The organism is Bacillus sp. PK6-026, assembly GCF_054161455.1.
Genome location: NZ_CP096418.1, coordinates 2,902,992 through 2,927,886, shown reverse-complemented (window position 1 = coordinate 2,927,886; position 24,895 = coordinate 2,902,992). Strand labels below are relative to the sequence as shown.

At 46.6% G+C, this 24,895-nt stretch carries 20 protein-coding genes and 1 riboswitch; of the genes, 13 read left to right on the top strand and 7 right to left on the bottom strand.

What is annotated here, in order from left to right; all coding sequences use genetic code 11:
• Positions 1–36 precede the first annotated feature (36 nt).
• The 3 genes from M1D59_RS14885 to M1D59_RS14875 all read left to right on the top strand — a co-directional run bounded on the left by M1D59_RS14885 (position 37) and on the right by M1D59_RS14875 (position 7,284).
• Positions 37–3,180, top strand: coding sequence for an Ig-like domain-containing protein (locus tag M1D59_RS14885; RefSeq protein WP_458117502.1), 3,144 nt, complete (start codon positions 37–39; stop codon positions 3,178–3,180).
• A gap of 264 nt (positions 3,181–3,444) precedes the next feature.
• Positions 3,445–4,020 (top strand): TetR/AcrR family transcriptional regulator, encoded by a 576-nt coding sequence (locus tag M1D59_RS14880; RefSeq protein WP_023855364.1) that lies wholly within the window; start codon positions 3,445–3,447, stop codon positions 4,018–4,020.
• A gap of 33 nt (positions 4,021–4,053) precedes the next feature.
• Positions 4,054–7,284 carry a bifunctional cytochrome P450/NADPH--P450 reductase gene (locus M1D59_RS14875; protein WP_458117501.1) on the top strand — a complete coding sequence of 1,077 codons (3,231 nt, stop codon included), beginning with the start codon at positions 4,054–4,056 and terminating at the stop codon, positions 7,282–7,284.
• 186 nt (positions 7,285–7,470) lie between these two features.
• Here the strand turns inward: M1D59_RS14875 and M1D59_RS14870 are convergent, their stop codons facing one another.
• Both M1D59_RS14870 and M1D59_RS14865 read right to left on the bottom strand, forming a co-directional pair.
• On the bottom strand, positions 7,471–8,409 hold the full coding sequence (locus M1D59_RS14870) for a DMT family transporter (RefSeq protein WP_145624148.1): 939 nt from the start codon (positions 8,407–8,409) through the stop codon (positions 7,471–7,473).
• A 127-nt stretch (positions 8,410–8,536) separates the two neighbouring features.
• Positions 8,537–9,055 (bottom strand): prolyl-tRNA synthetase associated domain-containing protein, encoded by a 519-nt coding sequence (locus M1D59_RS14865; RefSeq protein ID WP_318601722.1) that lies wholly within the window; start codon positions 9,053–9,055, stop codon positions 8,537–8,539.
• A 147-nt stretch (positions 9,056–9,202) separates the two neighbouring features.
• Between M1D59_RS14865 and M1D59_RS14860 the strand changes: the two genes are divergently transcribed.
• Positions 9,203–10,072: a LysR family transcriptional regulator gene (locus M1D59_RS14860; RefSeq protein ID WP_145624144.1), complete on the top strand. Its 870-nt coding sequence runs from the start codon at positions 9,203–9,205 to the stop codon at positions 10,070–10,072.
• Between the two features lie 389 nt (positions 10,073–10,461).
• Here the strand turns inward: M1D59_RS14860 and M1D59_RS14855 are convergent, their stop codons facing one another.
• A complete protein-coding gene (locus M1D59_RS14855) occupies positions 10,462–10,848 on the bottom strand; it encodes a YoqO family protein (protein WP_458117500.1) in 387 nt (128 codons plus the stop codon).
• A gap of 146 nt (positions 10,849–10,994) precedes the next feature.
• Positions 10,995–12,212 (bottom strand): MFS transporter, encoded by a 1,218-nt coding sequence (locus M1D59_RS14850; protein WP_023855361.1) that lies wholly within the window; start codon positions 12,210–12,212, stop codon positions 10,995–10,997.
• A gap of 120 nt (positions 12,213–12,332) precedes the next feature.
• Here M1D59_RS14850 and M1D59_RS14845 point away from each other — a divergent pair, with 120 nt between their 5' ends.
• Positions 12,333–13,232, top strand: a complete 900-nt coding sequence (locus M1D59_RS14845; protein WP_020452373.1) for a LysR family transcriptional regulator — start codon at positions 12,333–12,335, stop codon at positions 13,230–13,232.
• Between the two features lie 77 nt (positions 13,233–13,309).
• Positions 13,310–14,263: an ABC transporter substrate-binding protein gene (locus tag M1D59_RS14840; RefSeq protein ID WP_458117499.1), complete on the top strand. Its 954-nt coding sequence runs from the start codon at positions 13,310–13,312 to the stop codon at positions 14,261–14,263.
• Positions 14,264–14,305: 42 nt separating this feature from the next.
• Here M1D59_RS14840 and M1D59_RS14835 read toward each other — a convergent pair whose 3' ends face one another.
• Positions 14,306–15,250, bottom strand: coding sequence for a cupin domain-containing protein (locus M1D59_RS14835; RefSeq protein ID WP_023855360.1), 945 nt, complete (start codon positions 15,248–15,250; stop codon positions 14,306–14,308).
• A gap of 104 nt (positions 15,251–15,354) precedes the next feature.
• Here M1D59_RS14835 and M1D59_RS14830 point away from each other — a divergent pair, with 104 nt between their 5' ends.
• On the top strand, positions 15,355–16,182 hold the full coding sequence (locus M1D59_RS14830; RefSeq protein WP_026579209.1) for a uroporphyrinogen-III synthase: 828 nt from the start codon (positions 15,355–15,357) through the stop codon (positions 16,180–16,182).
• A gap of 302 nt (positions 16,183–16,484) precedes the next feature.
• Here the strand turns inward: M1D59_RS14830 and M1D59_RS14825 are convergent, their stop codons facing one another.
• Together M1D59_RS14825 and M1D59_RS14820 are read right to left on the bottom strand one after the other, a co-directional pair.
• Positions 16,485–17,150: a peptidase E gene (locus M1D59_RS14825; protein ID WP_458117498.1), complete on the bottom strand. Its 666-nt coding sequence runs from the start codon at positions 17,148–17,150 to the stop codon at positions 16,485–16,487.
• A 19-nt stretch (positions 17,151–17,169) separates the two neighbouring features.
• Positions 17,170–17,547: a winged helix-turn-helix transcriptional regulator gene (locus tag M1D59_RS14820; RefSeq protein ID WP_020452368.1), complete on the bottom strand. Its 378-nt coding sequence runs from the start codon at positions 17,545–17,547 to the stop codon at positions 17,170–17,172.
• 157 nt (positions 17,548–17,704) lie between these two features.
• Between M1D59_RS14820 and M1D59_RS14815 the strand changes: the two genes are divergently transcribed.
• The 6 genes from M1D59_RS14815 to kdpC all read left to right on the top strand — a co-directional run bounded on the left by M1D59_RS14815 (position 17,705) and on the right by kdpC (position 24,854).
• On the top strand, positions 17,705–18,925 hold the full coding sequence (locus tag M1D59_RS14815; protein WP_458117497.1) for an MFS transporter: 1,221 nt from the start codon (positions 17,705–17,707) through the stop codon (positions 18,923–18,925).
• 30 nt (positions 18,926–18,955) lie between these two features.
• Positions 18,956–19,801, top strand: a complete 846-nt coding sequence (locus M1D59_RS14810; protein WP_023855356.1) for an aldo/keto reductase — start codon at positions 18,956–18,958, stop codon at positions 19,799–19,801.
• A gap of 251 nt (positions 19,802–20,052) precedes the next feature.
• Positions 20,053–20,195, top strand: a riboswitch (cyclic di-AMP (ydaO/yuaA leader).
• Positions 20,196–20,419: 224 nt separating this feature from the next.
• Positions 20,420–20,497, top strand: a complete 78-nt coding sequence (gene kdpF, locus M1D59_RS14805; protein WP_075213487.1) for a K(+)-transporting ATPase subunit F — start codon at positions 20,420–20,422, stop codon at positions 20,495–20,497.
• Positions 20,498–20,522: 25 nt separating this feature from the next.
• A complete protein-coding gene (gene kdpA, locus M1D59_RS14800) occupies positions 20,523–22,196 on the top strand; it encodes a potassium-transporting ATPase subunit KdpA (RefSeq protein ID WP_023855354.1) in 1,674 nt (557 codons plus the stop codon).
• 141 nt (positions 22,197–22,337) lie between these two features.
• Positions 22,338–24,281 carry a potassium-transporting ATPase subunit KdpB gene (gene kdpB, locus M1D59_RS14795; RefSeq protein WP_458117496.1) on the top strand — a complete coding sequence of 648 codons (1,944 nt, stop codon included), beginning with the start codon at positions 22,338–22,340 and terminating at the stop codon, positions 24,279–24,281.
• 12 nt (positions 24,282–24,293) lie between these two features.
• A complete protein-coding gene (gene kdpC, locus M1D59_RS14790) occupies positions 24,294–24,854 on the top strand; it encodes a potassium-transporting ATPase subunit KdpC (RefSeq protein WP_224067322.1) in 561 nt (186 codons plus the stop codon).
• Positions 24,855–24,895 lie beyond the last annotated feature (41 nt).

Sequence of the window (24,895 nt, the reverse complement as noted above, 5' to 3'; positions counted from 1 at the left end):
AAGTGAACGTTTTTACTATATTTTCCGGAGGTATTTATGAACAAAAGGATCGTGAAAAGTTCAATTGCTTTCTTTCTCCTTGTTGCATTGATTTTTGGCCAGCTGCCTCTACCGAAGACTATGGCGGCCGAAGACAGCGTTCCGATTAACGAAACCACACTGACCGGCGCGTCCCCAGTTGAAGCGTCATTTCAAAGCGATGATGAGGTGCATTGGTATAAAATCAATCCTTCAAATCAGGAAATCGCAAACCACACGCATTTCCGCGTTAAACTGAAATCAGATGCAGAGCTGAACATTTCCGTTTACTCCAGCCTGGAAAACGCAGCTGATCACCAAACGTTTGACAGATACAACGGCTACTCCTATGAAAATAATCCCGCTTTAATCGATTTTCCGATTGCCTGGAAAGGTCCTTACTACATAAAAGTAGAAAATCACCATGATGAGGAAAACGAAACCACTTCAATTACAGATATTTCTTACACCATCAGCTATGAAGGCGTCACCCTGCCTCCGGCAAACCAGGAGGCGGAAGAAGAGTGTCCTGCAGAATTAAGCGTCTCCGAAAGGGAAACCGGCAAGGGCATATTAAAACAGTTAAGAACGATCAGGGATGAAGTTCTTTCAAAAACTGAAAAAGGAAAAGAGCTGTCTTCCCTTTACTATAAAGCAGCTCCATTCATCAGCGCAAAAATGCTCTTTAACAAATCGATGAGAGACAGTGTCTACAAAGACTTGGTGCAGCTGAAGCCGCTGTTTTCCGATGTCGCAAAAAACGGAAAAGAGAGCGCATACACCATTACGAATGATGATCAAAAAGCGATCAGCCGTCTGTACGAAACAGCGCGCGAGTCCGTTCCCGAGTCGCTGAAAAAACAGCTGGATCAAGTGGCAAAAGACATCGGCATCGAACAATTAACAGGCAGCAAAGTATCGGCTGTGCTGGAGAAAGCGGGGATGGCGACAGCTACATCAAGCGCCCCTGAAAAACGCTATATTGTAAAATTGAAAGACGGCAAAAAACTGGGTTCTTTCAAATCTAAAGCCCAATCTTCCGGCGTCAAGGCATTAGAACCACTTGGTAAAAGTAAAACGAAATTTAAAGATATGTACGTTGTGGAAATGAAGGAAAGCCGTTCAGCCGGATTCAAAGCGGCGGCAAAGCAATATCAGACGGCAGCAGCCAAGATTGCCAAGATGCCTGAAGTGGAATTCGTCGAACAGGTTCAGCAATATGAAGCACTGTCAGCGGACACCCAGTATCCATATCAATGGTCGCTCAAAAATAACGGCAAAAACCGTGCTGCGAATGCAGACATACAATTTGAACAGCTTCAAAAACTGATGAAAGGCAAAAAGCTGAGAGATACAGTAATCGCCGTTGTCGATACGGGTGTTGATCATACGCTTGCCGATTTAAGCGGCAGCGTCAAAAAAGACGAAGGCTATAACTATATCAGCCGCACCGCGGACGCGATGGATGACAATGGCCACGGCACACACGTGTCAGGCATCATCGCAGCTGCGCAAGACAACCATTTTTCAATGGCGGGAATCAATGCCTATGCCAAAATCCTGCCTGTCAAAGTGCTGGATTCTTCAGGAAGCGGAGATACGGAACAGATTGCCAACGGCATCATCTATGCTGCCGACCACGGTGCAAAAGTCATTAATTTAAGCCTTGGCGGACCATACAGCAGGGTGATGGAATATGCGCTCAAATACGCGGCGTCCAAAAATGTGACGATCGTTGCCGCCACCGGCAATGACGGAGTGTCGGAGATTTCGTACCCGGCATCTTCGAAATATACGCTTTCAGTCGGGGCGACCAATAACCTCGATCTCGTCTCGGACTATTCCAATTATGGAAAAGGTCTCGATATGGTGGCGCCGGGAACCGATATTCCAAGCCTCGTTCCGGACGGAAATGTCACTTATATGAGCGGAACATCCATGGCGGCGCCGCATGTTGCAGCTGCAGCAGGACTTCTTTTGTCACAGAATCCATCTTTGAAACCAAAGCAAGTCGCAAAGCTATTGACCGAGACGACAGCAGATGTGGCATTTGAAGAACAGGATAATCCCAACCCGGACTATGATCTGGATGTAGAACCGGCTGCTCAAATCCCTGGTTATGATTTCGTTTCCGGGTGGGGGAGGCTGAATGTTTATCACGCAGCCAGCGTTTTTGAGCTGAACATGAAGGTTCATCCCGTTTTAAACCGCCATACGGCAGTGACAGGCACAGCCAAAAGCGGTGTGGCGGTCAAAATCTTGCGAGGGAAGCAAGTATTGGGCACGGGAACAGCCGGAAAATCAGGCGCGTTTTCAGTGAAAATTCCGGCCCAGAAGGCGGGGCAAGTTCTTCATGTCGCGGCATCGGGTTATCAGGCGGAAGCCTCGCTCAGAACCGTCGTGGAAAAAGCGCCGAAAAACCCTTCCGTCAAACGCATCACGAACAAAGATACTGCCGTAACGGGGAAAACGGCAGCCGGCTACACGATCAAAGTGAAAAACGCGTCCAAAAAAGTGATCGCGCAAGGCAAAGCGGATGCATCCGGAGCGTTTAAAGTGAACATCAATAAGCAAAAAGAATATGCCGTTTTGTATGTCTCCGCATCTGCTGATGACTACAGAGAAAGCGGCGATGTTAAAATGACGGTTGCTGATGTCATCCCGCCAGGCGCCCCGAAAGTTTATCCGGTTTCCGATAAAAGTACGGTGATTCAGGGAAAAACAGAAGCAAACGCGCAAGTCAGCGCAAAAGTAAAAGGAAAGACGATCGCTTCCGGTAAAGCGACCGGAAAAGGTGAATACAAGCTGAAAATCAGCAGGCAAAAAGCCGGAACGGTCATCAGTGTAACAGCAAAGGATAAAGCCGGGAATGTCAGCAAAGCGAAAGCCGTCACTGTGCTTGACAAAACTCCCCCGCCCACGCCAAAAGTGAATACGGTAACAAACAAGAGCACGGCCGTTAAGGGGAAAGCAGAGGCAAACGCCGCCATCACCGTCAAAGCAGGAAAGAAAACGCTTGGAACCGGCAAGGCCGATAAAAAAGGCGCGTTTTCCGTTAAAATAAAAAAACAAAAGGCAAACACTGTTTTAGCGGTCACTGCAAAAGATAAAGCCGGCAATACGAGCAAAGCGAGCATATTAAAAGTCAAAAAAGCAAAATAATCCGATGGCAGAGGGAACTGATGACATATCAGTTCCTCTTTTTTAATCGAAATTAATATATAAGAATACTATTAAACAGCCGCACTGCCTCCATTCGATTTATGAATTTCAACTCATGTCAACAGTTGGGTCTATTCTCCCTTTTTTTGTTTTCCTTTAAAAAATTTTATATTAAAAAAGGAATTTTCGAGTGTTCTGTCAAAAAGTGAATGTATTGGAAAAGCGGAATGAACGTTCATTCCGCTGGCTTGGAGGGCAAAATCAATGGAATCGGAAAGCAAATATCAGAAGATTATCGAGGCTTCGCTCGTCCTTTTCGCAGACCGTGGCTTTGACGCCGCAACCATTCCGATGATTGCCGAGAAGGCAAACGTCGGTGCAGGCACCATCTACCGCTACTTTGACAGCAAGGAAGACCTTGTGAACGTCTTGTTCCAAGACAGTGTGAAGAGATTTAAAGAAAAGATTGAGGAGGACTATCCTGAAGATTCAGCAGGGATAAAAAAACAATTTCAGCATATTTTCCGCTGCCTTTTCGAGTTTTCTCAGGAAAATGTCCATGCGCTTTATTTTTTGGAAATTGACAAAACCTCTCATTACCTGACAGAGAAAAGCCGTGAAGTCTTAAACGAACTGCTGGATTTCGTCTATTTATTTTTTGAAAAAGGGAAAGCGGCCGGCGTGATTCGCCCCTTGCCTTCTCACATCTTGTCGGCTGTGGTATTCGGGGCGTTCGTTCATATTCAGAAATTGGTAAGGGCCGGGGAAATCGAAGATCCTACCGGACTGATCAAAGAGATTGAAGAATGTTCCTGGCATGCTGTCAAACATCATGGATGAAAAGCTTTTTTCAAAACAGAAAGGATGATTTTCATGAACACGTTAAATGGAATTCCAATCCCTAAAACTTACGGACCGCTCGGCAACCTGCCTTTGCTTGACAAAAACAAGGTCTCCCAGTCTCTTTGGAAAATCGCGGATGAGATGGGGCCTATCTTTCAATTTAAGTTTGCGGATGCGATTGGGGTATTTGTGTCCAGCCATGAACTGGTTAAAGAAGTCTCTGACGAATCCCGGTTTGACAAAAACATGGGGAAGGGGCTATTGAAAGTTCGCGAGTTCAGCGGAGACGGGCTGTTTACGAGCTGGACGAAGGAACCCAATTGGCGGAAAGCCCACAATATCCTTCTGCCGAGCTTCAGCCAAAAAGCGATGAAGGGATACCATCCCATGATGCAGGACATCGCCGTCCAGCTCATCCAAAAATGGTCCCGTCTCAATCCGGATGAAAGTATTGACGTACCGGATGATATGACGCGGCTGACGCTGGATACGATCGGCTTATGCGGATTTAACTACCGATTTAACAGCTTCTACCGCGAAGGGCAGCATCCGTTTATCGAGAGCATGGTCCGGGGTTTGAGCGAAGCGATGAGACAGACGAAGCGCTTTCCGCTGCAGGATAAGCTGATGGTCCAAACGAAGCGTCAGTTTGACAGCGATGTTGAGTCGATGTTTTCTCTTGTTGACCGGATCATCGCTGACCGGAAGCAGGCCGGCGGCGAAAGCGGAAATGACCTTTTATCGCTTATGCTTCATGCGAAAGACCCTGAGACCGGCGAAAAACTGGATGATGAGAATATCCGCTATCAAATCATTACGTTTTTGATCGCCGGGCACGAGACGACGAGCGGTTTATTATCGTTTGCGATCTATCTGCTCCTGAAGCATCCGGATAAGCTTAAGAAAGCGTATGAAGAAGCGGACCGCGTGCTGACCGATCCCGTTCCTTCCTACAAACAGGTTCAGCAGCTGAAATACATTCGAATGATTTTGAATGAATCGATAAGGCTTTGGCCGACGGCGCCGGCTTTTTCTCTTTACGCAAAAGACGAAACAGTTATCGGGGGAAAATACTTGATTCCGAAAGGCCAGAGCGTCACAGTGCTCATCCCAAAACTGCACAGGGATCAAAGCGTCTGGGGAGAAGATGCCGAGGCGTTCCGGCCTGAACGGTTCGAGCAGATGGACAGCATTCCGGCGCACGCATACAAACCGTTTGGCAACGGCCAAAGGGCATGCATCGGCATGCAGTTCGCCCTTCACGAAGCGACGCTTGTGCTCGGCATGATTCTTCAGTACTTTGATCTTGAAGATCATGCAAACTATCAATTGAAGATCAAAGAATCGCTGACATTAAAACCGGATGGCTTCACAATCAGGGTAAGGCCGAGGAAAAAAGAAGCAATGATGGTGACGCCGGGTGCTCAACCTGAAGAGAACATGCGGCAGGAAGAAAAGCCTTCCGCACCGGTAGCGGAAAATACGCACGGAACCCCTCTCCTTGTGCTCTACGGTTCAAATCTCGGCACAGCCGAAGAGGTTGCAAAGGAGCTTGCTGAAGAAGCGCGTGAGCAAGGATATCGAAGCCGGATGGCGGAGCTTGATCAATATTCAGGCGACCTCCCGGCAGAAGGGGCTGTTATTATTGTGACGGCTTCCTATAACGGAAACCCGCCCGATTGCGCAAGGGAATTTGTCCATTGGCTTGAGCATGATCAGACAGGCGATTTGCACGGTGTCAAATATGCGGTATTCGGCTGCGGTAACCGGAGCTGGGCCAGCACCTACCAGCGGATTCCGCGCCTGATTGACAGCGCATTGGAAAAAAGAGGCGCCCAAAGGCTGCACAAGCTTGGAGAAGGGGACGCAGGCGATGATTTTGAAGGACAGTTTGAGTCATGGAAAAACGATCTGTGGCCGCTTTTAAGAACCGAATTTTCATTGTCCGAACCCGAGCCGAATCAAACAGACAGACAAGCCATATCTGTCGAGTTTGTAAGCGCACCTGCGGCTTCGCCGCTGGCTAAAGCTTATCAAGTGTTTACAGCGAAAATATCGGCAAACCGGGAACTGCAGTGTGAAGAGAGCGGGAGAAGCACGAGGCATATTGAAATATCGCTTCCTGAAGGTACCGCATATCAGGAGGGAGACCATCTCGGGGTGCTTCCGCAAAACAGCGAGGTGCTGATTGAACGCGTTTTTCAGCGGTTTGGGCTGAACGGAAATGAACAAATTATGATCAGCGGCCGGAATCAAGCATCACATTTGCCTTTGGAGCGGCCCGTTCATGTCAAGGATCTTTTTCAACATTGTGTCGAGCTGCAGGAACCGGCTGCAAGGGCCCAGATTCGCGAGTTGGCGGCACATACTGTTTGTCCGCCTCATCAGCGCGAGCTTGAAGACCTGCTGAAAGATGACGTCTATAAGAATCAAGTGTTGAAAAAACGGCTGACAATGCTTGACCTGCTTGAGCAATACCCGGCCTGTGAACTGCCGTTCGCCCGCTTTCTGGCGCTTCTGCCTCCGCTAAAACCGAGGTATTACTCGATTTCCAGTTCGCCGCAGCTTAACCCTCGGCAAACAAGCATCACCGTCTCTGTCGTAAGCGGCCCGGCATTGAGCGGCCGCGGGCAATATAAGGGGGTTGCATCGAACTATCTCGCAGGCCTTGAGCCGAAAGACGCGATTTCTTGTTTCATCAGGGAGCCCCAGTCAGGCTTCAGGCTTCCTGGAGATCCTGAAACACCGGTGATCATGGTCGGACCGGGCACCGGAATCGCACCTTACCGCGGATTTCTTCAGGCGCGCCGCCTCCAGCGTGATGCCGGGATAAAGCTCGGTGAAGCGCATTTGTACTTCGGCTGCCGCCGTCCGAATGAAGATTTTCTGTATCGAGACGAATTGGAGCAAGCGGAAAAGGACGGAATCGTCCATTTGCATACAGCGTTTTCCAGGCTTGAAGGCCGTCCGAAAACATATGTGCAAGATTTGCTCAGAGAGGATGCAGACATGCTGATTCACTTGTTGAACGAAGGCGGCCGCCTGTATGTGTGCGGAGACGGAAGCCACATGGCTCCCGCTGTTGAACAAGCTTTGTGCGAGGCGTACCGCATTGTACAGGGAGCGAGTCAGGAAGAGTCGCAAAGCTGGCTGTCCGGACTTTTGGAAGAAGGGCGGTATGCAAAGGATGTGTGGGACGGCGGCGTTTCCCAACATAACGTGGACGAGGGCTGTGCCGCGGACAGCATCGCAAGTACGTAAAACAAAAAGAGGCATTCTGAATTGATTTAAATAGACTAAACTTATAAGAGGATATTATGTTCAATATATGAGCATGTATCCTCTTTTCTTTGGCATATTATATTTGTTAATTAGATATTGAGATTATCGCAAATGGAATATAAACGATGTAGGTGAAATTAAGCAGTTAATACTAAAAAATGGATATTAATCTATACTCTTTTGTGTATTATTAATCCGATTATGCTTTTTCGCCCAAAGTTTTTCAATATAACCTGTTCCAAATAGAACTCCAGCTACAATAATTACAAATCCAATTAATTGTGAAGCTGTAATGTTTTCATTTAAGAAAAGTGCGGAGAACACAAGACCAAAAAAAGGAACAAAGTTATTAAATATGGCTGTTTTTCCGGCTCCTATCTGCTGGATCGCTGCATAAAAAACTATATACCCCACACCTGTTGCCACTACCCCTGACACAATAAATAAAAAGTAAATAAAGAAAGTGGCTGAAGTCATTTCGTTGAATCCTTTAGGTTCAGTTATAAAACTAATAATCAACAAACCTATTGAACCTAATAAATACATTATTGTTGTTACCTGTTTGGAATCGAGAGTTGCTGTTGCCTTTTTTACAAAAATAAAACTAATGGCTTGGACGAACATTGCAATAAATAAAATCAATTCTCCTTGAGACAATTGCATATTATTGAATGAACCACCTTGAATAAAAAAGACACCAATTAATGCGAGGAGAAATCCTATGATTCGCAATTTTGTTAATTGTTCACCTAAAAAGAGGACGGCAAGTATTGCTGTTGTAAGTGGTACTAATGATAGAATTAAAGAAGCATTCGAAGCATCAATAATTGTTAAGCCTATTGCTATAAGCGAGTGATGTAGAATGACACCAAAAACACACCCGAGTAGTGTATAAATCCATTCTCTTTTCGATAAACGACGAAATGATTTTCCAAGAACAATTATGATCAATGCCGTAATCCCAGCCATCATAATTCGAAATGCCGTCATGGTTTGTGGAGGTAAATGTTCCACCAATACTTTAATTAAAACCATATTAAGTCCCCAAATAGCTGTGACAAAAAATACTAAACCATAGATTAGTAATAATCGCTTTTGATCCACAAACTTCCCTCCTTTGAACCTTTTAGTTTTCATCGTCTACTCCTAATAATCTCGAAACTGCTTATATTTCGCATAGAATTAACCTGTTATTAAAATAAAGTAATGAATCGCCATTCTTTTTCCGAATTTAGACTTCGATTACTGTCGGAATATGCTTTGCATAAGTTAGGAAATTATTGACGATCAGCTTTGTTTTGACCTTCATATATCCGGTTGTCGTTCCATCGCTACATCCATACCACTCTTCCAAAAGCACATCCCTATCAAAAACAACCTGCACAACATTTTCCTTGTCCATTAAAACGCCAAATACAGTAGCAGCACCGATTTTTACGCCAAGAATACTTTCCATTAGTTCCGGCGGAGCAAAGGATACGCGTGAAATGTCAAGTGCATTGCTAAAATCTTTTGATTTGAATGGCTTATCAGCGGTGGTTATAAATAAATAAAACCTTGTCTTTTTACTATTGCAGAGCAACAGCGTTTTTACCATTTTCATATCCAATTTTTGATTGATCTCGATACAGTCCTCCATTGATATGGCTTCATCAGTAATCACTCGTTTAAATGAAATCTGTAACTTTGTCAATGATTCGTAGACCATTTTTTGTAGCGTAGACTTATAGCTATCTGGTACTTTTTCCATAATATCACTCACAAAAAACATCTTTATATCCCTAGCCTTTCCTAACTTGAATTTTTGATAGTAATAACATATCATGTTCATATGTATTACAAAAACGAATTTTTCTCATGATATGCATGACAAAAACAGATGGAAAAGGAAACGAGTATGAATATCCAAAAATATGTGGCGTTTGTAAAAGTAGTAGAATTGGGTAGCTTTACAAAAGCTGCTCAAAGCTTGGACTATACACAGTCGGGGATCAGCCGTATGATTAACGATTTAGAAACGGAATGGGGGGTTTCCCTTTTTGAAAGAGGACGTGCCGGTATTAATTTAACCTCTGATGGCTTAAAGTTACTGCCCCAATTAAAGAGAATATGTAATGAGCATGAGATCTTAATGACTCAGATCGAAGAGTTACACGATATAAAGACTGGGATGATTCGTATTGGGACATTTTCTAGCGTAGCAACCCATTGGCTTCCTAATATGATTAGAATTTTTAAGAAGGATTACCCAAAGATTGATTTTGAACTTCTGCTTGGTGATTATACAGAAATTGAAAGTTGGATTCTAAATGGACGTGTTGATTTTGGATTTGTGCGACTTCCATCAAAACCAGATTTAGATACTATCTTTGTGGAGCAAGACCGTTTGCTGGTCGTAATGCCATTAAATCATCCTCTTGCTAATTGTGAAAAATTTCCAATCGATAACTTATTGAATAGTCCGTTTATGCTACTGGAAAAGGGAGCAAAAGCAGAAATCTCTGAAATTTTTGAGATGCACCAAATTTCACCCCAAGTTAATTTTACAACATGGGATGATTATGCCATTATGTCTATGGTGGAAAACGGACTAGGAATCAGTATATTACCAGAATTGATCTTGAAGCGTATTCCTCACAAGATTATAGCGAAAGAGCTTGAAATTCCTGCATTTAGAAATATTGGTATAGCCACAAGGGACCAAAAATCACTTTCCCTTGCGTCCAAGGAATTTTTAGAATATTTATCATATAGGAACATTGAGTGAATAAGTATGATGGATCAAAATGTAAAATACACATACAGTCAGTTTGAAATATTTCAAATCATGGTTCGCGACTATACTCGAGTCCGGACCTTTTAAAATACTCAAAAGAGTATTCAGACAGGTAATAAAGCATGTTTTTTCGCATTTTCAACTATTCAGCAATAGAAGCTAATGTTGAATAATCAAGCCGAAAAAACAACAGATCTATTAGCTACGTAGTACAACGGTGCTGCGCATTCAAATAACATCAATCTGACTAACTTTGTGAAAGAATGTACTTAAAGTAACGGGGGCGTTAGTTGAAGAAGAAAGGGCATAACATATTAGTCATATAAAATATGTTATGCCCTTTAATTTATTTATCTTTTTTCAATTTAGGTCTTGTAATCTTAACAGGATGCCTCTTTTTTAGAGTTTGTGATTCTTCCATTGATATAGATGAAAAGGTTTAATCCCAAGAACCAAACGAGCAAAATATATCCCCATTTTGCCGGCGTCTCCCAGCCCTCGAAAAAAGGCAGAGAATCAATGAATGTTTGCCCTTTCATGATGACAAACACCAATAACGCCACAGAGGTGACGAGAGCGAGCCCTTGTAAAATGAGCGTTTTTGCACTTCGTTTTTTCAAATCTCCCCATACGTACATCAGTACGAAGACCAGGGAGACCATTGAGATGATATCATTCGCTGTGCCGTTTATTTTGAGCCCAAACCTGAGAAAAAGATTCAAACATGCAGATGCCAAAAATCCGTTAAATCCAATTGTTTTAAGCAAGATGATTCCCCCTCAAACCATTATAGAGGGAGATAAAGGAAAAGCCAACATGACAGGCTGCATTTATTCATTCTAAAAACGGCTGATCTTCAGGAGGAATCGTCATGCTGGCTTTGATTTAAATATCGGCATGTGGTGAAGAAAGTTTAGCTTTTATTTCGGATCTGTGTATCGTCTTGCCGCTTGTTCCTTTTGGCTTCGGCAAAGAAAATTGCCGGATAAGCGGCCAAAAGCAGCAAGGTAATGAAGGCGACGATTCCCGGCCATTTAAAATGAGTCCAGAAGAAGCCTCCGAAAGACCCTGCTAAGCTTGAGCCGAGATAATAGCTCAGCAAATAAAGGGAGGAAGCTTGAACGCGCTGTTCGCCGGCCGTCTGCCCGACCCAGGAGCTTGCGATCGAATGCGAGCCGAAAAATCCGAATGTAAAGACAGCGATTCCGGCGATTTTCAGAGAAAGCTGAGGCAGAAGCGTAAGCAATGCGCCTCCCGCGATAATGGCAATCCCGATTTTCAGCATCAGCGGGCTGCCAAAACGGTCGGCTTTCTTTCCCATATAAACGGAACTGATTGCCCCTGCCAAATAAACGATAAAGATGAACCCGATGACAGTTTGAGAGAGTCTGTACGGAGGGCCCATCAATTGAAATCCGATATAATTGAACAGCGTAACAAAGCTTCCCATTAATAGAAATCCGAGTGAAATAATCGACAGCAGCCGTTTGTTCATCAAGACGGCAGAGTAGGCGAGGCTCGCCTTTTTCATGCTCGTTTTTCGCTTAGCGGAGTGCTGTGGACGGGGCAGCAAAATCCAAAACAAATAGCTTAATAGCACTGATAATCCCCCGATGATTCCAAGCGCTGCACGCCAGCTGAACAAGTCTGTCAAAAGGCCGGTCAAAAGCCTTCCGCTCATTCCTCCAAGGCTTGTGCCGCTAATGTATAACCCCATCATTTTCCCGAGCCCTCGCGGATCAAATTCCTCTCCGACATAAGTCATGGCGATCGCGGGTACGCCTGCAAGGAAAAAGCCAAGCAGCCCTCTCATCACCAAGAGCGCCGCGAAGTTCGGACTAAAGGCGGTCAAGAGGCCGAGCACAGATGTCGCAAACAGGGATATTGCCATAATTGTCTTCCGGCCGAATCCGTCAGATAAAGCTGCTGCCGTAAGCAGTGCAAAAGCCAATATACCTGTTGAAATGGATAAAGTTAAGCTTGCAGCTGCCGCCGATATGCCGAATTCCTCCGCAAACAGAGGCATGAGCGGCTGTGTGGTGTAAAGCGTGGCAAATGTCACAAAACCGCTGATGAATAAGGCGATGCTTGCTTTTTGATAATCTTTCGTATGCGGCTGTATGTAAGTCATGGTAGCTCCTCTTTTCCAGAATGACAATCTATGTTTCATGGTACGCTTTCATTTGTGATGTGTCTAATTTATAATATCTATCAACATCATGCATTCTAGTTATGAAGGAGCGGATGAGCATTGGAACTCTATCAAATTGACCATTTTATTGCCGTGAGCAGGCATAAACATTTTACAAAAGCCGCCCTGGAACAAAGGATTTCCCAGCCGGCTTTGAGCAGGTCGATCAAAAAGCTTGAAGAAGAATTGGGCGTCCCGCTGTTTATTCGAAAAACAAAATCGATCCGCCTAACAAAGTACGGCGAGCAGTTCCTCATCAAAGCGAAACAGGCCCGCCTTGCTCTTGACGAAGGCGTCCAGCAAATCAGGGAAAGCGTCAATCCGAATGCCGGGGAAATCTCGGTATCTTTTTTGCATACGCTTGGTTCACGCCTGATGCCGCAGCTGATTGCCGGTTTTAAAAAGAAATACCCGAATGTTGCGTTCCGTCTGTATCAGGCCGCAAATGAACATCTTCAGCATATGGTGGAGACGGGCGAGGCTGATATATGTCTCAGCTCACCACCCCTTCCAAACGAACTTCTTGAATGGACGGTGCTGGATACTGAACCGCTTTACCTGGTGCTTCCCGCCGACCACCCGCTCGCAGATCGGAAAGAAGTCGCGATCAGATCCATTGCCCATGAGGACTTTGTCGGTTTTAAGCCGGGTTATGGTCTTCGATATGTGTTTGATCAAATGTGCCGGGAACTGTCCATCAGCCCGAAGCTTGCGTTTGAAGGGGAAGAAGTGTCGACGATTTTGGGCCTTGTGTCAGCAGGGCTCGGTGCGGCGATCCTGCCGAAAACGGCGGAACACATCCATTCTCCGGTGGCATTTTGCCGAGTGTCAGACTACCGTTCTGAGAGGACGATCGGTCTCGCCGTTTTGAAAGACTATTATTTATCGCCGGCGGCACGCAACTTTAAAGAATTTGTCATCGAATACTATCGACGGAATGAGCGGCCTGATCAGCCGTAAAGCAAATAAAGACTTCTCATGGTGACAATTATCCTGTATATTGATAATGATAATTATTATCAATTGGAGGGTTGAACATGACGAAAAAGCAGTATTCTTATATATTGACCGTTTTACTCGCATTTTCTGTTTTTCTTTCAGGCTGTCAAAGCGGCCAAAAACAGACGGCATCAAAGAACGAAGCGAAAACAAGAGTGGTGAAAACAATCAACGGAAATGTCACTGTACCGGCCAATCCGAAGCGCGTCGTTACGATAGGATATGCAGGGACAATGCTTGCATTCGGAATCAAGCCGCTTGGAGAAACAGGGAAATATCTTGAAAGTCCCTATATTAAAGATCATATTTCAGAAATAAAGAATATCGGGGGAAAAGACGGTTTTTCAGTATCTGTGGAAAAGATTCTTAAGCTTAAACCCGATTTGATCGTATCGATGACAAACGATAAAAAAGAATATGAAAAGCTCTCAAAAATCGCTCCGACTGTCGTTTATCCGTTCGGCACGTTTAAAGATGCACGCGATGAAATGAAAACGTTTGGCACGCTGCTCGGCAAGGAAAAGGAGGCCCGGGAGTGGACGAAAATGTTTAATCAAAAAATGAAAGTCGCCCGCGCGAAAATCAAAGATGCATCTGTGCAAGGCGAAACGTTCTCTTTAATCGGCGCATATGCAAAATCTGTGTATGTCTACGGGGCCTACGGGTATCGGGGCGGAGAGGCGATCTATACGCAGCTGGGACTGACGCCGCCTGAATCTGTTAAAAAGGATGCCATTGATACAGCTGATGGATATAAAGCCATATCTTTCGAAGTTCTGCCGAAATATGCCGGAGACTACATATTTGTCGATGAATCATACAACGGAAAGCTTGATCAGGACAATCCGGTTTGGAAGTCGCTTGACGCGGTGAAAAAAGGCAAGGTCTTTTTCCTCGATCCGGACAGGTTCTGGCCGTATGATCCAAACGCTGTTCAGGCGCAGGCCGAAGAAATCGCGGACATGATTTCCAAGAAAGCGAAAAACGAATAGAAAAGCGGGGAGCCGAAAAGAATGATCCGGCTTCCCGCTTTTTCATTTTTCATAATGCTGAAATTGAATATCCAGTGTCCGGAGGTACGTTTGCAGGCCCGCATCTTGGATGGGGATGATATAGGCCGCTTCACCTGACTCATTATGGTGGGAATGCCATAATCCCGGCGGTGTAATGAAGGCTTTTCCGGTTACCCAGTCAATCCGTTTCGGATCGATGATTTCCTTTGTGTCCGGATCGATTTTGCTTCCGACTAATGTGTACGTGCCTGGTGCGGCATAGGCGACAAAATCGAGAGCCACCGACTTGTGGCTGTGGGGCGCTTGATTGGAGCCGGGAGGCACGATGCCGAACATCGCCCACAATACATGGGTGATCGTCAGCGTTTGATCGAATATATCATTGTTTAAAAGAACGGAAATACGGTTTCGGAAACGGGCGTCAGGAGCGGCGGCCGCTTCAGCCAATTTTGCTTTTGCCTGTTCAGCGGTGTAGATGGTTGGTTGAAAGCGGGATTCCGACGGCTTTACGCCCAAATAATGCAGGAGAGGTGAATCGGTGATGTAATAAATGGCTGCATCTTCTGCTGCGGTATGCTGGCTGCTTGAACCGGCAGGCAAAGTCAAAAAATCGCCTTTCTGCCAGTGAATCGTATCTTCGCCCGCTTCGGTACGCCCTGCGCCGCTGACAATGTAATATAGTTCGCTTGTCGCGCGGGGGGCGGTGTGAATCGTGTCACCCGAACGAATCTTGATGAAGTGGGCGAGAAGGGAAGGGCTTGAAGCTGGATATTCCGTCTTCAGTTCTTCTGAGATGTCCAGCGGGATGATCCGCGTTTCACCTGTTTCATACAATTCAGGTCCGAACTCTTTCACAGGAATCGGACTGATTATTCCGCTTCCAATCGGGTCAGAGGCAGTGGTATACTCGAAAAAACGGGCATGTTTCGTCAAATGCTCGGCTCGGGTTTCAAATTGAGAATGCATTGAAAAACCTCCTGTTATTTTTTGATAATTCAATCATATCTCATTTGGAAGATGATAGTAAACCATTACATTGATAGAAACAGATACGGAAAAGAGGGATTGGATTGGGAAAAGGATTGAACGGCAGAAGAATTGCCATCGGAGCATCGCGAAAAACGGATGAAATGAGCACATTAATCAAAAAGCAAGGCGGGGTTCCCGTCGTACGTTCCCTTCAGGGTACCGTGTTTTTGGCCGAAAAAGAAGTAGGTCCTGATTTGCGAGCCTTTGTTGAAACGGGAGCCGACTGGGTGATTTTTACGACAGGAATCGGGACGGAGACGCTTGTCAACCTAGCTGATAAACTGGGGATCGGTGAGCGCTATTTACAAGCGATCCGCGGGGCGAAGGCGGCATCGAGAGGCTACAAAACAATCGCCGCATTAAAAAAGCTCGGCATTACGCCGGTTGCGGCGGATGAAGACGGCACCACCAAAGGACTGATCGACTCGCTTCAATCCCATGATTTTTCCGGGAAACGGGTGATGGTCCAGCTTCACGGCGAAAACGCACCGTCACTGCTTCAGTTTTTGGAAGAGAAAGGTGCAGCTGTTTTTCCGCTTTTGCCGTATCGCCATGTTGCACCGGACCGGGAAACCGTCGCCTTATTGTGCAGCGAGGTCATCAACCGTGAAGTGGATGCAGTTTGCTTTACAACAGCCGTCCAAGTCCGCTCGCTTTTTCATTTTGCGAAAGAAAACGGCTATGCGGAGAAAATTGTCCAATCTTTTCAAGACAGCGTGTTGGCAGCCGCTGTCGGAAAAGTGACGGCAGAAGCTTTAAGAGAAGAAGGAGTTGAACGCCTGCTCGCTCCCGGCCTCGAACGAATGGGAGCGATGATTGTGGAGCTGGCTCGGTTTTATGAAACGGAAGAGGAAATCAAAACACAGTAAGTGCGAAGGAAATCAGCAGATTGGGGCGTGAGAGTCTCCTTGGGAGGCGCTGTCATGTATGCAGACCCAAAAGGAAAAAAGCCGCAGACACAGCTTGCCGTGCGGCTATCATTTTCTGGGCTGTGATACTTTTTGTGCATCATGCTTTTGAATATGTTGATCGTGAGCCGTTGATGTCAAATTTTTCTGTTTTGCTGGGTTTGAGTCTCACCGTGTTTTTTCTGACGGAAAGCCTGGTCAAACGGCTTGCAGCCGCAAAAACAAGAAAAACGCTTCGCCGATGAGCCGAAGCGTTTTTTGCTTTATAAAACAAATTGATCTGAAACGAATACCGCGCCGTCTTCATTAAAAATCCGTGCGGGCTTTGTTCCGATGACCCGGATGTCTGAAATGCTTGCGGCGATTCCCGTTTCTTCCGGCAAGGCGATGACGGGAGTGTCAAAGGCATGCCTATACCTTTTAATCAGCGGATCATGTTCAACCTTGTAGTGACACCAAACCGCATAGTCTCCCAGAAGCTTTAATCCGTTAAAATCGCGCAATCCGCAAGCATTGCGGTCCATATAAGAGCAAGTCATGATGTTCTTTCCGAGAATGACGGCGCCTGCGCTTCCGCCGTAAATGACGCCGCCGCTTTCGGCATAGCACTTTAACACCTCGATAAAATGTGATTCAATGAATTGTTTGAGCAGACGAAACGTATTTCCTCCGCCAATATATACGGCAGAAAATGCGTCTAAATCGTGCACGGTTTTGCCTTTGACATCCGTCCACATCACGATATTTTTAACGCCGAGCGGGTGAAAGAGCCGGCTGATCCAATCGAAGCCTTCATCATACCTGTCGGCGTCCATGGCAATCGGAATATACAACAAAGGCTTATGCGGGCAGAGGCTCCCGGCAAAATGTCGATCCAGCCGTTCAGTTTGGTGCGCATCTCCGCCCCCGGAAAGAAACCATTTTCCCATCCTGACCTCCATCTATTTATTATGTTTCCTTTAATTGTTCATTCAGCACGCTGTCCTCCAAAACGGCAAATTTGTCTCCATACACTTTCGTAATATGTGTTTCACCCCAGGCGCACAATGAATCCAATATGTCTTTAAGCGTCCATCCGTATTCGCTGAGTTCGTATTCGACCTTCGGCGGCACCTGCTGGTACACGAGCCGATTGATGACGCCGTCCTCCTCCAGTTCGCGCAGCTGCTGGGTCAGCATTTTCTGCGTAATGTTCGGCATCAGCCGCTTCAGCTCGCTCGTGCGTTTTTTGCCGTGCGTCAAATGGCACAAAATCACACATTTCCATTTACCTCCAATTACTTCAAGTGTAGCTTCGACAGATATATTGTACTTTTTCGGCTTCATGTTCTCCTCCAAACCATAGGAACCGAAAAGTACCTATCTAACTTTTTGGTTCCTATCGCACTTAAAAGTGCGTACTTTTTTTTATAGATGATATGTACCATAATATCATTTGCCGGCAGACATTTGCTATACATTAAAAACGAAAGGGGGAAAAAGAATGACTTCTGTTCATGATAAAAAACGCAGTACATTAGCGCTTTTAGCCTTGGCGGCCAGCGCATTTGCCATCGGAACAACCGAATTCATCAGCGTGGGGCTTCTGCCTTTAATTGCTGATGACATGAACATTTCAGTGACGACCGCGGGGCTGACTGTATCGTTATACGCTTTGGGCGTGACAGTCGGCGCACCCGTATTGACGTCTGTCACATCGAGTATGCCGAGAAAAGCGCTGTTGCTTGTGATTATGATTATTTTTATGATCGGAAACGGGCTTGCGGCATGTGCCGGAAGCATCGGTGTTTTATTAACCGCCCGCGTGATTTCCGCGTTTTCTCATGGCGTATTTATGTCAATCGGTTCAACGATTGCGGCAAGCCTGGTCCCGGCGGATAAAAGAGCCGGAGCGATATCAATTATGTTTACCGGTCTGACGATTGCGATGATTACCGGAGTTCCCATCGGCACGTTCCTCGGTCAGCTGTTCGGCTGGCGGATTGCTTTTGCGGCGATCGTCGCTATCGGCGCACTGGCGTTTATCGCCAACAGCTTTCTTGTTCCGGCCGATTTGCCGAAAGGCGTCCGAACGTCTTTCAAGAGCCAATTGAAACTTGTAACCAATGGCCGTCTGCTGCTTTTATTCATCATTACGGCGCTTGGTTATGGAGGAACATTTGTTGTCTTTACGTATTTATCCCCGCTGCTTCAGCATGTGACAGGTTTTAAACAGGAAGCTGTTGCCGTCATTTTGCTTACTTACGGCATTGCCGTCGCGCTCGGAAATATCATCGGAGGTAAAGCGGCCAACCAAAAACCGCTTACTGCATTATTCTATATGTTCATCGCCCAAGCGGTTGTGCTTCTCATCTTAACGGCGGCTGCTCCTTATCAGGCAGCGGGCTTTATCGTCATCATGCTGATGGGATTTTTAGCATTTATGAATGTCCCCGGGCTCCAGTCCTATGTGGTAATTCTGGCTGAACGGTTTGTTCCGGGGGCGGTAGATGTCGCATCAGCTGTCAATATCGCTGCATTCAACGCCGGGATCGCGATCGGATCTTATACAGGAGGCGCCATCACACAGTCGATCGGTTTGATTCACACTCCATGGGCCGGAGCTTTGATGGTGCTCGGCGCCGTCGCGCTGACGGGCTGGAGCAGGGCGCTGGAACGAAATGACCAAAAACAAAATCAAGCTTTAAAGAAAAACTGCGCATGATGTATACAAAAATATGAGGAGGCCAATTAGATGACGGCAAAAAATCTGCAAGATCGAATCACATTGAATAACGGGACGGACATGCCCTGGTTTGGACTAGGCGTGTTTAAAGTAGAGGAAGGGCCCGAACTGGTGCAAGCCGTAAAAACGGCAATCAAGCACGGCTACCGCAGTATCGATACGGCAGCCATCTACGGAAATGAAGAAGGGGTTGGCCAAGGAATTCGCGAAGGGTTGAAAGAAGCCGGAATTTCTAGAGAAGACTTGTTTGTAACGTCAAAGGTCTGGAATGACGATTTAGGCTATGACGAAACGATTGCAGCCTACGAAGCGAGTCTCGAAAAGCTCGGGCTCGATTACCTGGATTTATACCTGATCCACTGGCCTGTTGAAGGGCGCTATAAAGCGGCGTGGAAAGCCCTTGAAACTCTTTATGAACAAGGGCGCGTAAAAGCAATCGGCGTCAGCAATTTTCACGTTCACCATCTGGAAGACTTGCTGAAAGATGCCGCCGTCAAACCGGTGATCGACCAGGTCGAGTATCACCCGCGGCTCACGCAGAAAGAGCTGCAAGCGTTTTGCCGTTCGCACAGCATCCAGCTTCAAGCATGGTCGCCGCTGATGCAAGGCCAATTGCTCAGCCACCCGCTGCTGAAAGATATCGCGGACAAGCACGGCAAGACACCTGCTCAAGTCATTTTACGCTGGGATTTGCAAAACGGAGTCATCACCATTCCAAAGTCGACAAAAGCGGAGCGAATTGCCCAAAACGCGGACGTATTTGATTTTGAACTGACCCTCGAGGAAATGAAGCAAATTGACGGGCTGAATGAAAACACCCGTGTCGGTCCTGATCCTGATAACTTTGACTTTTAACAAAAAACGGCCCCGTTCGAATTTCCGAGTGGGCTTCGACACATTTTTTATCCGCCGTTTTTCACAGGTAAAAGCCATAACATGAAAGAGAAAACGAGATATTAAGAGAAAATAGAAGGTAATAAGTCATAAACTGTGTAAAAAAGGTTATAAAATTGATAAACGAGGAAATTTGATCATTTATGAAACTTTACACGATGATTGAACGGGCGTAATATAAATCTCATCAAAAAACTGAATAAAATTTCCAATTAACGTAACCGCTGAATTCCAATTGGAAGCGGGGGAACCAATTTTTTGTGGCGCTGCCACTTGGGGTGAATCCTTTTCAAGGTAAGGTGACTCTTTGCACCTGAATCCGACAGCTAACCTCGCAAGCGTTTAAAGAGAACCAAAAAACGTGCATAAAGCACGGTTTCTTAACTGTGCCCAAAAAAGCCGTAAGAGGTTTGTTCTCTTGCGGCTTTTTTTCGTGCAAAAAACATGAAAGGAGGTGAGCGGAGTGCTGGATATCGTGATGCTGGCCATTGTCGCATTTTTAGCGGGGATGATGTTTCTGTTGCTGAGATGGGCGGGGAAAACCGCTGATCAATCATAAATGTGAAAGGAGTGATTGCCATGGCGCTATTGGCAGCGGGAGCAGCCGCCATGTTTGTCTATTTGACTTATGCTTTATTGAATCCTGAGAAATTTTAATTGTACACAAATTGGGGGTATTGAAATGACGTCGCTCATATCCATCTGTTTTATCCTGCTTGCCGCATTGCTGGCAGCCAAACCAATGGGGCTTTACATAGCGAAGGTATTTGACGGCGCCCCGTCCAAAATCGACCGGTTTTTCCTTCCGGCGGAACGCTTGCTGCTTGAGCTGGGCGGAGTAAAAGGAGAAAACCAATCGTGGAAGAAATACGCCGCCGCGCTGGTACTCACGAATACGGCGATGATTTTCATCGTTTATCTCGTTTTTCGTCTGCAGGGTGTACTGCCTTTAAATCCTGAAAAGGTCGCGGGAATGGAACCCACACTGGCTTTTAATACGGCAGTCAGTTTTATGACGAATACAAATTTGCAGCATTACAGCGGCGAAAGCGGTCTGTCCATGCTTTCGCAGATGATTGCGATCACCTTTTTAATGTTTGCCGCTCCCGCTACGGCGCTGGCAGCCGCGGTTGCGATGATTCGGGGGCTCGCCGGGAAACCGTTCGGCAACTTTTTTGTCGATTTGGTCCGTTCGATCACGCGGATTTTACTGCCGATCACAGTTGTGGTGTCGCTTGTTTTCGTCGCCCTAGGCGTACCGCAGACGCTTGACGGTTCCGTGACAGCCCATACGGTGAGCGGAGGTGAGCAGTCCATTGTTCGGGGGCCGGTGGCGTCCTTTTTATCCATCAAAGAGCTGGGGAACAACGGCGGGGGGTATTTTGGCGTCAACTCTTCTCATCCATTTGAAAATCCGAATGGATGGAGCAATGCGATTCAAATTTTATTAATGCTCTTGATTACCATCTCACTGCCGTTTACGTATGGGAAAATGGTTGGGAATCTGAAGCAAGGCCGCATTCTTTTTGTATCCGCAGGTCTTTTGTTTTTGCTTTCAGCCGGGGCAGCTTTCATGGCGGAATCGCAAGGCAATCCCGTCATCAATCAGCTCGGAATCGAGCACACAGAAGGCAGCATGGAAGGTAAGGAAGTGCGTTTTGGAACATTGAATTCAGCTTTTTATGCGATGGTTACCACCGCGAGCGAGACAGGAGCTGTCAATACGATGCACGACACGCTCACGCCACTCACGGGTCTTTTGGCATTGCTTAATATGATGCTGAACACGGTGTTTGGCGGAATAGGCGCCGGATTGATGAACATGCTTCTATACGCGATGGTTGCGGTTTTTCTGTCGGGCTTAATGGTCGGAAGAACGCCTGAGTTTTTAGGCAAAAAAATTGAAGGAAAAGAAATGAAGCTTTTAGCCGTTACTCTGTTGATTCATCCTTTGTTAATCTTAGGGGCGTCAGCGCTTGCCGTCATGACGCAAGCGGGTCAGGCTGCAATTTCAAATCCCGGATTTCACGGGATCAGCCAGATTTTATACGAATATACGTCTTCAGCCGCGAATAACGGTTCAGGATTTGAAGGGCTCGGAGACGCGTCGCCTTTTTGGAATATAACAACGGGAATTGTGATGTTTATCGGCCGTTATTTCTCAATTGTCACACTGCTCGCAGTTGCGGGGTCACTTTTGAAAAAGCAAACCGTTCCGGAAACAATCGGAACATTTCGCACCGATTCAAGCCTGTTCAGCGGGATTTTTATCGCTTCGATCCTGATCGTCGGGGCTTTAACATTCTTTCCGGTGCTTGTGTTGGGACCGGCCGCAGAATATTTAACATTACGATAAGGGGGCTTTACTCATGAACGATTTGCATCATTCCAGTCAACAGGCCACACCGGATGCCGTTCACACAACAAAGCAAACGATGAACGACACGATCATCAAAGATGGGTCAAACATGCCTTTTTAAAATTAGATCCGCGAACTATGATCAAAAATCCGATTATGTTTGTCGTAGAAGTCGGATTTTTCATAACGGTTCTGCTTTCCGTGTTTCCCCGGTTTTTCGGCAGTACGGCGGCTCCCTGGTTCAATCCGGCGGTTTCTTTCATTTTGCTGATCACCGTGTTATTCGCGAATTTCGCCGAAGCGCTGGCTGAAGGAAGAGGAAAGGCGCAGGCCGATTCTTTAAAACAGACGAAAAAAGGGGTTTCGGCCAATAAAGTAATGGATGACCGCATTGAGAAGGTAGCGTCTGCCGAGCTTAGAAAGGGGGACATCGTCATCGTCTCCCAGGGAGAAATGATACCTGGCGACGGTGAAGTCATCGCGGGTCTCGCATCAGTAGACGAATCGGCCATCACGGGAGAGTCTGCTCCGGTCATAAAGGAAGCAGGCGGTGATTTCAGCTCTGTTACGGGAGGCACCCGGGTCGTCAGCGATTCGATTAAAGTCAAGATCACGAGTGATCCGGGTGAAACGTTCCTCGATCAGATGATCGCTTTAGTCGAAGGGGCTGAAAGGCAAAAAACGCCGAATGAAATCGCGTTGAATACGGTTTTAACGAGCTTAACGCTGATTTTTCTGATCGTTGTTGCGACACTCCCGTTTTTCACGTCCTATCTCGGTTTTCAAATTGATCCCGCCGTCTTAATTGCCCTGCTTGTCTGTCTTATACCGACGACGATCGGCGGGCTCCTGTCAGCCATCGGGATTGCGGGAATGGATCGCGTGACCCGCTTCAACGTTCTGGCGATGTCGGGGAAAGCTGTCGAGGCTGCGGGCGACATTAACACGATTGTTCTTGATAAAACAGGGACGATCACTTTTGGAAACCGGATGGCCGGGGAATTTGTTCCTGTCGGAGATGAATCGCTTCAAACCGTTGGTGAATATGCGGCGCTTGGCTCCATCCATGACGAAACACCGGAAGGACGCTCAGTCATCGAACTCGCTGATAAACTCTCGATTCATTATGACTCGTCCGTTGCTGAAGCAGGAGAACCGATTGAATTCAAGGCGGAAACGAGAATGAGCGGCGTGAACCTGCCCGACGGAAGGCACATTCGCAAAGGCGCTGTCGATGCCGTGAAAAAGTGGGTGATCAACAATGGCGGAACGATACCTTCGAATCTCGATCTGGAAAGCGAACGGATTTCGAAAGAAGGCGGAACACCGCTGGCTGTAGCGGCAGACGGAACAATCTTCGGTTTGATCTATTTAAAAGACACCGTTAAACCGGGCATGAAAGAGCGCTTTGCCGAGCTTCGCAAAATGGGGATCAAAACGGTGATGTGCACAGGCGACAATCCGTTAACGGCCGCTACGATCGCAAGGGAAGCGGGCGTTGATGACTTTATTGCCGAAAGCAAGCCCGAAGACAAGATTAATGTGATCAAGCGCGAACAATCTGAAGGAAAGCTTGTCGCCATGACGGGCGACGGAACCAATGACGCGCCCGCACTTGCGCAGGCTGATGTCGGGCTTGCCATGAACAGCGGCACAACAGCTGCCAAGGAAGCAGCGAATATGGTGGACCTTGATTCGAATCCGACAAAAATCATTGAAGTCGTCTCGATCGGAAAGCAGCTGCTTATGACGCGCGGCGCCTTGACTACGTTCAGCATCGCAAACGATATCGCCAAATATTTTGCCATCATCCCGGCGATGTTTATGCTGGCGATTCCCGAGATGAACGCGCTGAACATCATGAGGCTTGGTTCGCCGATTTCAGCAATCTTATCTGCGCTGATATTTAACGCGCTGATCATCCCGCTTCTTGTGCCTTTAGCCATGAAAGGAATTGCTTATAAACCGATGAGCTCAAATGCTTTGCTGGCCCGCAATTTATTGATCTATGGCCTCGGCGGCGTCATCGTCCCTTTCATCGGAATCAAGCTGATCGATATGCTGCTTCAGATTATGTTGTAAGGAGGAATCGTCATGAAAGAAATCGGAGTAATCTTCAGAATCAGCCTGCTGTTAATGCTGGTTTGCGGGCTTGGATATCCGCTCGCGCTGACAGGGATTTCACAGGCCGCCATGCCTGGAAAGTCAAATGGAAGTCTTGTGTATGACCGGCAGGGGAATGTGATCGGCTCTGAACTCATTGGCCAGCGGTTTAGAGACCCGCGGCTCTTTCAAGGAAGGGAATCCAGCATCAAGTATGATGCCGCAGGATCTGGATCCCCAAACGAAGCGCCGTCAAATCCCGATTTGCTGAAACGGATGAAAGCATCGATTGAAAAGTGGAAGGAGGAAACCCCTGATGTTCCGATCAGTAAACTGCCGGTCGATTTAGTCACGAACTCCGCTTCGGGATTAGACCCTGATATCAGTCCCGACGGGGCGATGGCGCAAATTCCGAGAATCAGCCGTCTGACAGGACTGCCGGAGAAAGAGCTTGTGCAGCTTGTTCATCAGCATACCAAAAGCGACTTCTTAAGTGAACCGCGCGTCAACGTGCTACTTCTCAATATCGATTTAAAAGAAAAACTGAAGTAGAATGCTGCCCGGTGTCTGATCATACGACACCGGGAAAAACA